Below are 14,998 nucleotides of genomic sequence, written 5' to 3'. Positions count from 1 at the left end.
AATAAAAAGAAGAACTTCAAAAAAGAATTTCGTACCCCTCCCCCTCCTTTTTTAGTATTCACAATACCTGATCGTTACGATCAAACAGACTTATCCCGTAAAGGGCCTCAGCAAATGGTATTGTTAAAGACAGGATCACGCATCGTGTGAATTAACGAGAACATCTTCTCCCAAGACCTTTCTTTCTGTTTCACGTTTTGAGTGCTCGAAACGTTCTTGCATTGCTGGTTTCTTGCTACCCACCCATTTGTCCATAATAACACAGGTAACAAGGTCCCCGGTGACGTTCACGGATGTGCGACACATGTCAAGGATCCTGTCCACCCCAATTATAAGTGCTATACCTGCAGTTGGAACGCCGACATTGGTCAATATCAAAGCAAGAATAACGATACCTACACCAGGAGTGGAAGGAGTACCTATGGAAGCACCTACCACGGTGACCATAAGCAACAGAAGAGCACCAAAACCAAGCTCCACACCAAATACCTGTGCCAGGAAAACTGCTGCTATACTCTGATAGAGAGCTGTTCCATTCATGTTTATAGTTGCACCCAGCGGGATGACAAATTGGGAAATGGAAGGTCTTACACCTAATTTATCCTCAGCGGTCTTAATTGACAAAGGCATGACAACAGCAGAGCTGGATGTTGAGAACGCAAGTAACAATACATCCCTTACAGATTTCATGAAATCAATCGGCCCCCTTCTTGAAACAATGAAAACTACCAGCAGGTAAAAGACAAGTAGTAACAGGAGCCCTAAAAGTACAGTCCCTACATACACCAACATTCCCATAAGTGCAGCCACTCCAAGGTTCAACGTGAACTTGCTGATAAGACCAAACACAGCAAACGGAGCAAGTAACATGCTCCATCGTACGATGGTCATGCTTACTTCCTGGAGTGAACCCAGCAGGTCAAGCAGAGGTTTTGATTGTTCAGGTGATATGGATACCAGAGCCAGACCTATTATGATAGAGAAGACCACCACCTGAAGCATCTGTCCTGTTACCAGGGACCCGAGCGGATTGGTAGGTAGTATGTTCGTGACCATACCAGGAACATCTGCAATGCCAGGGGTTGTGGTACTGATCTCATTGACCGGAGTTATTTCAGATCCCATTGTGCTCTGGACCAGTTCACTGCCGATATAACTACCCGGATTTATAATTAAAGCAAGTGTCAGACCGATAAGTATGGCAATTGCCGTGGTTGCGAGGAAATATGCAACCGTACGCAACCCTATCAATTTGAGCTGCTCCATATCCTCACCTGAAGCTATACCCCGGATGATAGATGCAAAAACAAGAGGAACAACTATCATCTGCAATAGTGCCAGGAAAATATACCCAGGTAGCGCCAGCCATTCACCAATTGTATATGAGACAGTTTGATTCACCAATCCTGTCGATGGTCCGAGCACCAGGCCGACAATGATCCCAAGAAACATCCCGATCATGATCTTTAGCCAGAGTCGTCCCCTAACTAACGACTGCAGCTCGAAGCTAAGGTGTTTCAATGAACGTGGATGTATCAGAGTAAGTGGTTCGGGAATATGGTATCTTTTTGACATGTTGGCAAATTTAATTGTCTGTTCGTTTTTTAGATATTAGTTATACGCAGATGGAGAAATAATCGTACTTAAATGGTGGTTTATCTCTTTATGTCCCCTCTAATAAATAGGTATTTTGCATAATTTAAAGTCTTTGAATTAAAGAACAACTGTAATTTAGTAAAGCATTAAAAGAAATTAAAAAGCTTGTAAATTAAACATAGCTAACCCTTTATTTCTGTACTTCATTAAAAGAAGAACAGAGTACTTCAGTATTTCAAGACTCTTAGTATAACACTTTAAATTTCGTCTCAATCTTGCCAGAAAGTGTCTAATTATACTTTTATATCCTTCAACTGTATTTATCTCTTTCAATGATTACATCATCATCTGTTTCCATAGAACGATATTCTAAAATCGAAAACTGGAAATTTTTCCGTGCGTAATCAATACCGTTTTCTTTTATGAGTTTTGTAAGTTCATCATTCCAACCATGACCTATGCCAATGCTCCAAACCTTCAAACTTGTTGCCTTTACGGACAGGCTTTATTTCATTGTCTACAAGCGTGGTTGTGGCATATCTTCAAAGAAAGTATATTGAGTAAAAGTTATCAAAAAGACAAAGAGATCTTCTCGATTTATTTATTTATTTATTTATCGAAAACCACGTTTGATACATCCATCATAATTAAATAAAATCTGTAGAGTATAGTTTTAAAATAAGCATCAAAAAAATAGGACTTCCAAAAAGAATTTGGTAGCCCGGCACGGATTCGAACCGAGGTTGCGGGATCCAGAGTCCTGCATGATTGACCACTACACTACCGGGCTGCTTATGAGTACAGCACCTACATGGTAAACCTAATTAATAAACCTATCGCCCGGTGCTTAAATGATTTTTAAATAAAATTAGGAATCGTCCGGATTTTCACCCAGGATAGCGGTTTGCCACCATCTGGCAAGATCCATCAGATCACGGCTGAACTGGCCGGAAAGACGATATTCATTGTTTCTGTTAGAAATAAGACCGGCACCAAGAAGCTTATTACGCATTGAATAGAACGAAGCACGACCCACATCCAGCTCCTTGATGAGGTCTTCCCATTCGCTGGTCTTGACCGGATTGCCACTTTTTTGCCTTTCTTCGACCATCATAAGGAACTTTTGCCCGCGCATTGCAGTGGCATCTTCCTGAAATAATCGCCTCATGAGACTGAAATATGGATCCCTTGAACGGGTGATGCGTGCATTTGCATCGGAACGTATGACTATAGTTGTAGAGGTTCGAGGAGCATCTTTTACTGATACCATGATCGATCAAAGCCGACTGACCGAAAGATCAGGATAAAGTGATTCCCTTAGATTTAAGCTCAGCTTTTAAAAGATCAGCATACTCTTCCTTTAAAGAATAGACGATCGGTGTCTTATAAGACTCCTTGTGAGATCGCAGAATGCCAAGCTTTGAATGGATATATCCCACCATAGAAGCCACTGCGCTTCTGGAAACATCGTACTTTTTAGTAATGGCCTGGTGTAATTCATCCACTGTGGATTTTTTAACGCTTAAAAACACAGATAAGACATAGCTCCGAAGCCCATTTACATCCAGCTCAATGAACTTATTAAGCCGGTCCTTAATTCTAGATCGAATAGATGCCATGATAGAATTCTCCCCAATAGAACAGTAAACCTATTATGCAGATGACACTATATATATGTTTGCGAACTGATGCCCTCATAATGAGTTAACTACAATATCCGCAGCGAGATAGCACTATGAATATACAGGACACAACAAAATACACCTACGACCTTAAGAAGAAAACACTTCACATCGAGCATCAGATACCAGCTGCTGAGTCCGAAGAAAATGAAGTAGGTACTTGCTCCAAATGCAGATCACCCATTATGAGCCTGAGCTATCATGCCATTGACAAGGAATTCATAATAGTAGGCAAATGCACTAAATGCGGAAAGCTCTCTGCAAACATTTATGACCAGAACTGGAACTGGGTAAGCGAAATATCTAACTCTCACTTTTCCGGACCGGTTGCCAAAGCAGGAATTTCAACCCCTCTGAAGAATGAAGTAGAAGATGGTCAGCAACTATCAGGCATAGAACTGCTCGAAAGCATTCCAGAAAAGCAACTCCAGACCGTTTTTTCATCCACAGAGATCACTGCCATGTTCGCACGTGCAAAAGGAGAAAGCTGCGTACGACAATACCTCTATAATGCAAGGAAAAAATATCCGAAATTTGAAGATATTTTTGGTTTTCAAATCGATGTATAATGTATAGTATATACTTTTATGTAATTATGAACTATTACATTACCCTTGATTTTATACGAGTAATTTAATTATATTACATAATTTATAACACTGTCTTAAATAAATATGTGGACAGTTATTATATTAATATAATTTCTAATTATATATAGATATAATCAAATTTTAAATATTGGTTTCCACATATATACAATATTAGTACAGACATACAAATCTAATTTTATTCGAGCAATAAAACAAATAAAAAATAGTGCCAATTCAACTTTTATTTGAATGAGAAAAGTAAGTGCAATAATTACCATATAATTACGTGAGTGTTTTCAGCACCACACCCATACAAGTTATAGGTCAAAAAATGCATGAAACACATAGGCAATTGTAACATGAAAGAACAAATATCAATAAAAAAATTGAGGATAAGAGACTACCAATTGAAAGAATAATGAAAATTGTAGAAAAACAGTTGTTAAAGTGCAAAAAAGTAAGATGAGATCATAAAATAACGGACCATACCAAGATCCAAACATCCCACTGAAGTTATAGCCCCAAATTTAATAAAGCCAAATCCTTATTACACTGACTATATGCATAGATGTGCGCCAAATATCAGATATGCATTTCTTGATATTATTTTGTGTAGAATGGGGGGGTTGCAGGTTGTAAAACATGTATTGCCATAGTATATAGAATGAACTTGTTAAGAAAAACATAGCATTTATGTAAACGTTACAAGTTGGTTCTATAGTGTATATGAATAAGCAAAAATTACCATACATCAAAAATAATCGAATCAATAAGGCGAACATTACAGCATATTAGAAGAAATTGAGCCCATTATGCCCATAACTAGAAGTAATGATAAGGTTGATTATAATAACTCATAATAATTATAACACTATGCGCATCAGCATATTTTAGAACCATGCCCTATACACTCAGTGCATTGAAAATGCACTAAAACACATAGGCAAATTTCACACAATTTTTTGCTAAAGTGATATATATTAAGCCAAAATAATTATATTTGAATTAATTATAAAAGATTGAATAATATTTACTTTTATTTTGTCAGTATTATTTATACACCCACGTGCTTTGTCAAATTTTCTGAAAATTTAATCAATATTTCAGAAATAATAGAGACGATCAAAGAGAGCACTTACAAAATAAAGCAATTGTGTAATCAAACAATGATACGGCATTGGACGATTTTGAGCAAACTGAGGCCCCAACATAAAAAGAATTAGTGATGAAAAACTAACCTATTTTAGTGAGTGCTGCTTATCATAGCTCCTTTGAACATCTCTTAATTGAGTCATGGCTTTTTAAATTCTTCGCATATACTTATCATTTTTACGCCCATTAAATGACATTAGGAATAAAGTGGTTGCCCATGGCACCAGCCCCTTAAGTTTTTTGCAAGTACTTTCGATATTTCATAGATTCACCATCCATAAACAATGGTTATTTTTTATTGCATGATAACAACCTATAGCGATATTGCAAACTATGAAATCATTTTTTGATGTGAGAATTATTACACAATTTTAACCTCATTGTGCACACATCAGGAAAAGAACGCCGGGACAGCTGGAAAATTCCAACTAACCAATGTCACAAAAAGGAAAATGAGATTATATTCATTGCATCGTGAAATATCATGATACACAAAGATGAGATCATATTTAGGGATAACTCCGAGCTTTATACATGCCCACCCCCTCCACCAGGAAAGCAAATTTTTCACGATCTGACTGATTATATACAGGAATAGTACAACATACCCCCAGTTTACTAATATTGCAATAGGCAGGCTTCAGCAGGCCCTGAATAGATTAATCACATTGCTACCCCCACCTAAATACCTGTGCAATAGGTACATTGAACCAATATCCATATTGAGACCCATAAACTCATTTTGCCATTAAGATCGTTTTAGTATTGCACACGCATGCACCAGTAGCCATGGCAGAAGGTACACAGACAACCCGACCCCCACCCACACATGCGATTTTTCGTTTGATTCACCATACACCAGAAATAGAAGATAATCAAGGCATCATAAACGTTTTTTAGCAAAATACCCATCTGAATACATCCCATATTGAGTCATATAATTTACTAGCTTGTGCAAAAATGGCCAGAAACCAATAGGCAATCATACTGACATTTAATTATTTCATATATGACATTACAACACAATGAGCACTTGATAGTATATTGTAAATAATGTATAGTTAAATATCCATATATAGATATGTATTTTATAACTGATGTTTCAAACCACGTGATATCGAGATTGCGCTTTAAAATATTAATAATAAGTAATAAAAATAAATGGCCCATTTATGACTAAATTGAAAAAATCACACCAACCACATTACAAAAAAATAGAGATTTTTTACTATGCGAATTTGACTATTTTTGATACACTACTCGTATACTATGCAGACAAAAAATGGATAGAAACACATAGCTATTTTTTCGATTTTGTTAAGACATAATATGACCATTAAGATCATGATCTCAATTATATTACAAAATGACTTGACCAAAATAGAATATTTTTAAAATGCATAAAAGCATTATTATTTAAATCTAAATATTATATCTAATTTTATTCGATTTGTCATATAATATTGTGTTAAAGAGTATTGTCAAATATATAGTAATTAAAGAATATGTTATAAGATTTATAATTAACAATATAGTAAATCTAAATAAATGCATATTTATTTATAAAAGTATACTATTTAAAATGAATAATTAATAAGATACTGTAATTAGTAGATAAAAAATAGTATATAATATAATAAAGCATTATTATCATGCATATATAAAAGTATATAATGAATAATACATATTTGGCAATTTTAGAAATATCAAATACTTTGAAAGGTCTTGCTCAAAATGAGTACAAATCTATAATTGATACTAGAGAACACTAAATGGGACTCACCCCAACAATTACATTTCATCGATAAGAGGACACAGCCCCCAGTTCCCCTATAAGGCATTTCATAATAGCAAGGCCATAAACTACCACATCCAAGAGCAAGAATTGAAGTCAGTTCATCGAACATAATCTAAGGCTTCATCACAAGAACCATAGCAACCCTTTATTGTTGACCATCAGAAAGTGAGCCCCGACTTACAGTGGTTTTTTCCAATAACAGCACCCTCAATAACAGTATTTTATTAATAGCACTGCCTCGCACATTTAAAGATCGCCTGCAGGGATAAAACCATATAGCGATAAGACAACATTCATTTAAGGCTTTCTTTCTAAAAGAAATTAAATTAAAATGATTTGGGGAAATCATGACAAACAATGATAAGGGTACTGAAAATAGATTGATCGATGAAAAAAATCCATACCTCCTACAACATGCTAACGACCCTGTAGATTGGCATCCATGGACAGAAGAAGCATTTGAAAAAGCAAAAAGTGAGGATAAGCCAATATTCCTCTCCATTGGATATTCAACGTGCCATTGGTGCCATGTGATGGCAAGAGAATCATTCAGGAACAAAGATGTTGCTAAAATGATGAACGACACTTTTGTAAGTATCAAGGTGGACAGAGAGGAACGTCCGGATATCGATTCAGTATACATGGACATCTGCCAGAAAATGAACGGCAGCGGAGGGTGGCCACTTACCATTATAATGACCCCGGAGAAGGTTCCTTTCATTGCAGCCACATACATCCCCCTTGAAAGCGGATTTGGAAGAAAAGGAATGCTTGAGATCATACCATGGGTAAAACACCTGTGGAAAGAAGAGCACAACAAAATTGTCGAACAGGTCGAGCTGATAAAAACAGCCTTATCCGATAAAAGTGAGAGCTCACATACCGAGGAGCTAACTGAAGAGATCATTCATAGAACTTACTCATATCTTGCAAATAATTACGATAACGAGAATGGAGGATTTGGAACCTCACCGAAATTCCCATCCCCCCATAACCTATCATATCTTCTGCGCTACTGGAAAAGAACAGGGAACCCAACGGTCCTGCAAATGGTCGAAAGAACATTGCAGGCAATGAGAAAAGGTGGAATATATGACCACATCGGATTTGGATTTCACAGATATTCCACAGATAGCTCATGGCTCGTCCCGCACTTCGAGAAAATGCTGTATGACCAGGCACTGCTCATCATTGCATATACGGAAGCATATCAAGCCACTTTCAAAGAAGAGTATTCGAACACAGCAAATGAGATCATTGAATATATCATACGGGATATGACCTCACCGGATGGTGGGTTTTATTGTGCCGAGGATGCTGACAGCGAAGGAGTGGAAGGTAAATTTTACACATGGGATATTTCGGAAATTGAGAGTATATTGGGCAATGAAGATCATCTCATCTTCAGAGATGTTTTTAATGTTCGACCCGAAGGCAATTTCCTCGAAGAAAGTACGCACCAGCTTAGCGGAAAGAACATACTGCACCTAGGAAAAGACCTGGAAGGTATTGAAAAACAATACAACATAACAACCAAAGAGATAGGTGACATACTAGAACGATGCAGGAAACAACTATTTTCCACACGTGAAAAAAGGATACATCCTTCAAAGGATGATAAGATAATAACAGACTGGAACGGACTCATGTTAGCAGCACTCTCGATAAGTGGTCGCGTAATGGGCAATAAAAGATACATTGATATTGCAAAAAGAAATGCCGACCTGCTAATATCCGAGCGTATGAATGAAAACGGTGAGCTCCATCACAATTATTCCAGCAGCAAAGGACCAACAATTGGATTCCTCGATGATTATGCATTCTTCACATGGGGATTGATAGAGCTATATGAAGCTACATTTGAGGTCACTTACCTGGCAAAGGCCCTGCAACTTACAGACCATATGATCGAAAATTTCAAAGATGCGAAAAATGGAGGGTTCTACCAGACATCAAATAAAAGTGAGACTTTGCTTTTCCGAAAAAAAGAGGCATATGACGGAGCTATGCCAAGTGGAAATTCTGTGGAACTGAGCAACCTCCTAAGGCTGTCAAAGCTTACCGGCAATCCCGAATTAAATAGTGAAGCGATAAAGATGTCAAATGCTTTCGCATCAACGGTAAAGGCCATGCCATTTGGTTATACACATTTCATCGCAGGCCTCGATCTTGCATTCGCACCCTCAGTGGAAATCGTGATAGCGGGAGAGCTTGAATCCGAAGATACACAACTCATGCTAAACAACATCAACAGAGAGTTCATTCCCGGAAAAACAGTTATTGTTAAAAACGAAAAGAATGAGAAGGAACTGGAAAGTATAGCACCATATACATCCACACTTAGATCACAAAAACAAAAAGCAACTGCTTATGTCTGCCATAACCATGAATGTTCATTGCCGACAACTGATCCAAAAATAATGGCAGAGCTCTTGAAGAAACTCAATAATATCCAGCGATGATCCCTTAGAAACGTTTATTAAAAAGTAGACCACACTTTTAATAGGGGTATTAAATGTACGATATTAAACATGCCTATGGACTATTTGTTACATTGATCATCACATTGGTCCTGATATCAGGATGCATTGGCAGTGAGACAAACGAGGGAACTGGACCTGAAGAAGTTATGGACTGGAAAGAAGTAGAACTAACAGATACTATCACCGGTGACACTTTCAAGGTAAGCGATTTTGAAGGACAAACGGTAATGTTAGAGACTTTTGCAGTCTGGTGCCCAACCTGCTTACAACAGCAAAAAGAGATGGAAAAGCTTGCAGGAATAGAAGCAAGTGTGATCCACATCTCCCTTGATACTGACCCTAACGAAGATGCGGAACTCGTCAGAGATCATGCTGAAAAGAATGGGTTTGACTGGTATTTTGCAGTAGCACCAATTGAAATGACCGAAGCTTTGATCGATGAATTCGGAGTGGGAGTTGTCAATGCCCCAAGCGCTCCAGTAATACTCATTTGTGACGACCAGTCGACACGATTGCTGGATAGAGGCTTAAAGCAAACTGATGAACTTTTAGCAGAGCTAGAGGAGGGATGCTGATAAGCACAATTCTTCCTTTTATCACCGACCTATTTTTTTCTTTCACACTTGGACTATTGACACCACTTACAGCAGTTTGTGTCTTACCATTATACCCTGCATTTCTGGCATACCTTTCCAATCAGATGTCAGGGAAAGAGAAAAATGAGAAGCTACCGATCATCTTCGGACTAATAATCAGTGCCGGAGTTATTCTTTTTATGGCACTCCTGGGAATATTGTTCACCACAATATTGCAAGTCTCTCTTACAAAGGTAATCGGAATAATCTCACCAATTGCATTTGGCATACTGTTCATCATCAGTATACTATTGATACTTGATTATGACGTAAGTAAATATTTACCAAGAACTAACATTTCAAACGACAGAAGCCCCGTCATAACAGCCTTTTTGTACGGATTCTTTTTCGGGGCAATCGTAGTTCCATGCAATCCTGCATTCATTGCGGCCCTGTTTGCTAAATCGCTTACAAGCATGGGATTTGTGGAGAATTTCCTGAACTTTATTGCCTTTGGACTGGGATTGAGTTTCCCATTGCTGGTCTTCTCTGCAATATCAACAACAAAGAGCAAGAGGATCATCAGATACCTTGTTGCCAACAAAAGAAAGATAAACCTTTCAGCAGGCATCATTATGCTTGTCATATCCGTATATTACCTTATATTCGTATTCAAAGTACTGGAGAGATTACTATGAACACCTTTGGAAAAATAGCAGTATATGTATGCATACTTTTCCTGATCATTCCATTAGTAGCAGTTGCTGAAGAGGAAACTGCTGGATCGATCGAAAAGCTGCCTGAACTCACTGAGATGGAAAAAGAAACAGGCATAATGGTCACAGAACTGGGAGTGAAGTATATTGTAGACCCAAATAAGATCACATCGGGAGGGCCACCCATGGACGGGATACCCTCAATTGATGAACCGGAGTATGTAACTGTTGATGAAGCTGATAGATGGATACAGGACAACGAGCTGGTGCTGGCACTCATCTACAACGACACTAAAAGAGTGTACCCCCTTCAAGTGATGGTCTGGCACGAAATTGTCAATGACCACATAAATGGCGAGCCGATCCTCATAACATACTGCCCACTTTGCGGATCAGGCATTGCCTATGAAAGAACGATCAACGGAGAAGAAGTTGAATTTGGCACCTCAGGAAAGCTCTATAATTCAAACCTTGTAATGTATGATAGAAAGACAAATTCATACTGGACACAAATAGGTGGACAAGCAATTGTAGGTGAGCTTACAGGAATGGAACTGAAAGCAATTTCCATAGAAACGGTTGTATGGAGGGACTGGAAAGTGATACATCCTGATTCAGAAGTCCTCTCACAGGATACAGGGTTCAGCAGACCATATGGTACGGACCCATATGGCAATTATTATGAGAACAGTTTTGTGCTATTCCCTGTGGAGAACAGTGATGACAGGATCCATCCTAAAACTGTCATTTTCGGCATCGAAGTGAATGGAACTTACCAGGCATATCGTGAAGAGAACCTTATCGCAACCGGCACTATAAAAGACACCGTCAATGACATTGAGATACTTGTTGAAAGAGATGAAGCAGGAATTGTCAAGATAACTAACCTGGAAACCGGTGAAGAAATTGTAAAAGAAAGGGATTTCTGGTTTGCATGGTATGCATTCCATCCGGAAACAACAATATACCTTCCGGAAGGTTTTGAACCAGAACTTCCAGAAGACGAAAAAAGCACACCTCTTGGAATTGTGCCACCGGCAGTTGCCATATTGTTTGCATTGGCAGCCAGTAAGAGGAGAAGATGATAAAAAGGTGAAACTCTTCGAACAGGGAAAATACATTAATGAGCATATCGAAAATGATGAACATGAACACCAAAGAACTTCTTGCATCCCTGGAAAAGGATGCAAGAAGGCTATCGAACAACGATATTATGAAAGCACGTTCATTCATGCTCAATCACGTGAAGTTCCTACCAGAGAAATATAAAAAGGCCTATTCAACAGAATTATTTAGTTATTACTATGAGACTTTTATGGAAATAAAGGGCTTAAGATCGAATCCTGCGATCGAAGAGATAGATCCTGAAACGTACAAAGAACTTATCAAAAATTACGAGCAGCAAGTCAGCGAGGACCCTCTTGAAGATTACTTTCAGAGATTTATGAGCATAGTAACACCATACCTCATATTCATCACAAAAAAACCGTTGCATCCAGTGGGCATGATCCTTCCCGGAGGAATGACAATAATGGAACTGGACGGTGAATATTACTGTCCTATCAAAAACAAGCAAAAGGAAGTTGACATTGCCCTTTGCAAATATTGCATTTGTAAGGACAACGAAGAAGTTGCAAAAACAGATGGAGATATATGGTAAAAACTTTAGATATTAGCTCCATCTAACAAGCGCTTGAAATATCCGGTAGTTTTACCGGAACTATCGAGTTGACCATCAAACTTGATTAACTCCCAGCCATCAATCCCAAGTGAATTTAGATCTTCCTTGGTAGTGTCGATCTTGTCCATTCGAATCATCTTAATATCATATTCCCAGCAAGCCATATGTTTTACCTCTTATTTTAGGAGTATTGGTTACAATAAAAAGACTGCTTTGATGCTATATAACAGTTTTTAAAAATTAGATTTACCTATAACTCAAGTAAATTTGATTATTATGGCAATATCACTCCAAGTAAGGTATGGATGATTCTCCAATATGGACAGGTTCTATCGGTAAGCTGAATGAAAACTTGCTTCCCTTACCAAGTTTAGATTCAACCCAAACTCTACCCCCCTGAAGCATAACAAAACGCTTGACAAGAGCAAGACCGAGTCCGGTCCCTTTTTCCACTTTTGTTTCAAATTTCTCAACTTGTGAGAAAGGATCGAAGATACAAGAAAGGGAATCAGGTGCGATACCTTTGCCAGTATCTTCAACACTAAAATGATTCTCATTTTCAATAATTGAACCAGTAATTGTTATAGAACCGCCTTCTGAAGTGAATTTAACAGAATTGCTGAGTAGATTATAAAGTATCTGCTTGAACTTTATAAGATCCGCAAATATCCATTTCACATCCTCATCAACAAAAAAGTTCAATTTAAGGTTCTTATTAAGAATCAGGGGCATCAAAGAATAGCAAACTTCATCGATGGCATCTATAGAATTGAATTCTTCGATAAAAAGTTCCATCTTTCCTGCTTCTATTTTTGAAAGGTCCAGAATATCATTTATGATCTCAAGAAGATGACTACCGCTTGAAGAAATATTATTTACATACCGTTCTTGCTTTTCATTAAGGTCACCAAAATTCTTACTCGCGAGCATTTCTGAAAAACCGATAACTGCATTTAGAGGGGTTCTTAGCTCATGACTCATATTAGCAAGGAATTTGCTCTTGGAAAGATTTGCAGCTTCAGCCTCTGCTTTTTCACGAAGTATTCTATCAGCTTCCTTTCGATCAGTAATATCCCGAATGATCGCCAACACCTCGTCTTCCCCGGTGGCAACAAAACGAGATTCATAATAACGAACGCCGTCATCCTGATCAATTTGATAATTAAGTATCTCAATATTACCATCCTTCAACGCTTTTTTAATGTTCACAATTGAAGGAGCTGAAATGTGTTTTGGAAAAATATCGGAAATATTCTTTCCAATGAAATCACTAGCAGGAACAATTAGAGATCCCTCAGAAGGGGAATTATAATCTATAAACATCCCATCCCCATTAAACTTGAACATGAGATCAGGAATGGAATTTAGTATTGATCGATTTCTCCCCTCACTTTTGTAAAGATCATCTTCCGCTTTTCTGCGCTTTACCATCCTCCACATACCATCCATTAACAGGGTTAGTTGACGAACATCTGATTCAACATATGGCGTTTCCTTATTCCCTACACCCACAACAGCCACTATCTTTTCACCATCGAACACAGGAATATCCATATTGCGCAGGATCTTTAAGTGTTCTCCAGGATAACCTTTTTTGAGAGGATCAAGTGCTCCATGATCATTGGTAATGATCGGCCTTCCATACCTAACGGCCTCAACCCATAGTCCAGCAGACTCAAGAGGAAAGTCTGGAACGTCATCTTTGATAATGCATTCATTCGCAACTTGAGTTCGAGAGTGCATAGAAAGCAAGGTCCCATCATCATTTAAAAATACCAGATAACCGATCTTACTATTGGTAAGGGCAATACTTTCTTCACGTACAAAATCGGTAATCTCCTCGAAGGTGGCATCATACATCTGGTTAAGCTTTAAAAGAGCTTCAAGTCGTTTTTCATCAAGTAGAAGGGCTTCTTCAGCTCTTGCAAGCTTCAGGTTTTGTAAACCGATATCCGTAAGAAAGGAAGCGAGCTTGATATAATAATCTATAATGTGAGTAATCTTATCTTTACTAAAGATAGGAACCTTATCAAGAGCTTTAAGGTACTTATCAACGTCAAAACCAACTTCATTTGCCTGCTTTATAAAAAAATCAGAGTCTGGTTTTTCGTAAACGAATTGACCAAGGAAAATATTTGCAAGATGTTTTCCCTCAACAAATATCGGAATACCAATATCGATCATTCCATTCCCACAGATATATTCCATATAGCCTTTGTCCTTTACAGAACTATCCTCAAAGAGCTTAATGAAATGTTTATCACTTTCCCTGCAACGCTTCTCGGTAACAGGATCTAAACGATGGAATTTCACACAAATATCCTGCCATCCAACAGCAACCAGGATATTACCTTCCATATCAAGGATCCCACAGGGAATGGTAGTTGCAGCATAAAAACTTTCCATAAGGGTCTGTAGCTTGCAAGTATCAACAAGATCAACGAAATTGTAGTTCATTTCAGTAGTTGGACCTGATGAAAAAGTATTGATCAAAGTATGAACCCCCGCTTTTATTTCAAATGTTGTTTATTGCCAATTCATTGAATTTGTTATAGTTCCACTCGAACTCCTTAGGTTATAATTTGTCCATTATTGATTAAAAAGCTTTATGAGATTTAGCAAATAATACAAAACAAAATTGTCAGCTAATGCCTATATTCTGGCATTACAGGATATTTTAATACATTTGAAAATCTTGGGAAAACAGAGATAATAGAAGCTTTCA

Annotated in this window: 11 protein-coding genes, 1 tRNA gene and 1 pseudogene; 6 read left to right on the top strand and 7 right to left on the bottom strand. The window is 37.8% G+C overall.

Going from position 1 to position 14,998, the window contains the following annotated elements:
* Positions 1-135 precede the first annotated feature (135 nt).
* The 5 genes and pseudogenes from AC20MK_RS05465 to AC20MK_RS05445 all read right to left on the bottom strand — a co-directional run bounded on the left by AC20MK_RS05465 (position 136) and on the right by AC20MK_RS05445 (position 3,215).
* Positions 136-1,575, bottom strand: a complete 1,440-nt coding sequence (locus AC20MK_RS05465) for a dicarboxylate/amino acid:cation symporter (RefSeq protein WP_487356960.1) — start codon at positions 1,573-1,575, stop codon at positions 136-138.
* Positions 1,576-1,752: 177 nt separating this feature from the next.
* Positions 1,753-1,932 (bottom strand): annotated as a pseudogene (locus tag AC20MK_RS05460) (IS1 family transposase); the annotation flags it as partial.
* Positions 1,933-2,310: 378 nt separating this feature from the next.
* Positions 2,311-2,386, bottom strand: a tRNA-Gln gene (locus tag AC20MK_RS05455).
* 78 nt (positions 2,387-2,464) lie between these two features.
* The gene (locus tag AC20MK_RS05450) at positions 2,465-2,866 is read right to left on the bottom strand and encodes a hypothetical protein (protein WP_172367394.1); all 402 of its coding nucleotides are present in this window, start codon (positions 2,864-2,866) and stop codon (positions 2,465-2,467) included.
* 28 nt (positions 2,867-2,894) lie between these two features.
* Complete coding sequence (locus AC20MK_RS05445) at positions 2,895-3,215, bottom strand: DUF2551 domain-containing protein (protein ID WP_487356959.1); 321 nt, start codon at positions 3,213-3,215, stop codon at positions 2,895-2,897.
* A gap of 116 nt (positions 3,216-3,331) precedes the next feature.
* Here AC20MK_RS05445 and AC20MK_RS05440 point away from each other — a divergent pair, with 116 nt between their 5' ends.
* From AC20MK_RS05440 to AC20MK_RS05415, 6 genes are all read left to right on the top strand, one after another.
* Positions 3,332-3,847 carry a hypothetical protein gene (locus tag AC20MK_RS05440; RefSeq protein ID WP_487356958.1) on the top strand — a complete coding sequence of 172 codons (516 nt, stop codon included), beginning with the start codon at positions 3,332-3,334 and terminating at the stop codon, positions 3,845-3,847.
* A gap of 3,318 nt (positions 3,848-7,165) precedes the next feature.
* A complete protein-coding gene (locus AC20MK_RS05435) occupies positions 7,166-9,280 on the top strand; it encodes a thioredoxin domain-containing protein (RefSeq protein WP_487356957.1) in 2,115 nt (704 codons plus the stop codon).
* 53 nt (positions 9,281-9,333) lie between these two features.
* Complete coding sequence (locus AC20MK_RS05430) at positions 9,334-9,876, top strand: TlpA family protein disulfide reductase (protein WP_487356956.1); 543 nt, start codon at positions 9,334-9,336, stop codon at positions 9,874-9,876.
* On the top strand, positions 9,870-10,574 hold the full coding sequence (locus tag AC20MK_RS05425) for a cytochrome c biogenesis CcdA family protein (protein WP_487356955.1): 705 nt from the start codon (positions 9,870-9,872) through the stop codon (positions 10,572-10,574). The genes AC20MK_RS05430 and AC20MK_RS05425 overlap by 7 nt, the downstream gene beginning before the upstream one ends.
* On the top strand, positions 10,571-11,677 hold the full coding sequence (locus tag AC20MK_RS05420) for a DUF3179 domain-containing protein (protein ID WP_487356954.1): 1,107 nt from the start codon (positions 10,571-10,573) through the stop codon (positions 11,675-11,677). The genes AC20MK_RS05425 and AC20MK_RS05420 overlap by 4 nt, the downstream gene beginning before the upstream one ends.
* A 38-nt stretch (positions 11,678-11,715) precedes the next feature.
* Complete coding sequence (locus AC20MK_RS05415; protein ID WP_487356953.1) at positions 11,716-12,252, top strand: DUF2115 domain-containing protein; 537 nt, start codon at positions 11,716-11,718, stop codon at positions 12,250-12,252.
* Between the two features lie 5 nt (positions 12,253-12,257).
* On the opposite strand, the gene sp36 is transcribed toward AC20MK_RS05415, so the two are convergent.
* Together sp36 and AC20MK_RS05405 are read right to left on the bottom strand one after the other, a co-directional pair.
* Positions 12,258-12,437: a Sp36 family protein gene (gene sp36, locus AC20MK_RS05410; protein WP_011498679.1), complete on the bottom strand. Its 180-nt coding sequence runs from the start codon at positions 12,435-12,437 to the stop codon at positions 12,258-12,260.
* 121 nt (positions 12,438-12,558) lie between these two features.
* Positions 12,559-14,766 carry a PocR ligand-binding domain-containing protein gene (locus AC20MK_RS05405; protein WP_487356952.1) on the bottom strand — a complete coding sequence of 736 codons (2,208 nt, stop codon included), beginning with the start codon at positions 14,764-14,766 and terminating at the stop codon, positions 12,559-12,561.
* Between the last annotated feature and the right edge of the window lie 232 nt (positions 14,767-14,998).

The sequence above is a fragment of the Methanococcoides sp. DA23 genome (genome assembly GCF_057593895.1).
This window is presented reverse-complemented; position numbering and strand designations above follow the sequence as displayed.

What these genes read in the sequence shown, in the direction of transcription:
- AC20MK_RS05465 (WP_487356960.1), bottom strand. Translation starts at nt 1,575, where the DNA reads ATGTCAAAAAGATACCATATTCCCGAACCACTTACTCTGATACATCCA.
- AC20MK_RS05450 (WP_172367394.1), bottom strand. Translation starts at nt 2,866, where the DNA reads ATGGTATCAGTAAAAGATGCTCCTCGAACCTCTACAACTATAGTCATA.
- AC20MK_RS05445 (WP_487356959.1), bottom strand. Translation starts at nt 3,215, where the DNA reads ATGGCATCTATTCGATCTAGAATTAAGGACCGGCTTAATAAGTTCATT.
- AC20MK_RS05440 (WP_487356958.1), top strand. Translation starts at nt 3,332, where the DNA reads ATGAATATACAGGACACAACAAAATACACCTACGACCTTAAGAAGAAA.
- AC20MK_RS05435 (WP_487356957.1), top strand. Translation starts at nt 7,166, where the DNA reads ATGACAAACAATGATAAGGGTACTGAAAATAGATTGATCGATGAAAAA.
- AC20MK_RS05430 (WP_487356956.1), top strand. Translation starts at nt 9,334, where the DNA reads ATGTACGATATTAAACATGCCTATGGACTATTTGTTACATTGATCATC.
- AC20MK_RS05425 (WP_487356955.1), top strand. Translation starts at nt 9,870, where the DNA reads ATGCTGATAAGCACAATTCTTCCTTTTATCACCGACCTATTTTTTTCT.
- AC20MK_RS05420 (WP_487356954.1), top strand. Translation starts at nt 10,571, where the DNA reads ATGAACACCTTTGGAAAAATAGCAGTATATGTATGCATACTTTTCCTG.
- AC20MK_RS05415 (WP_487356953.1), top strand. Translation starts at nt 11,716, where the DNA reads ATGAGCATATCGAAAATGATGAACATGAACACCAAAGAACTTCTTGCA.
- sp36 (WP_011498679.1), bottom strand. Translation starts at nt 12,437, where the DNA reads ATGGCTTGCTGGGAATATGATATTAAGATGATTCGAATGGACAAGATC.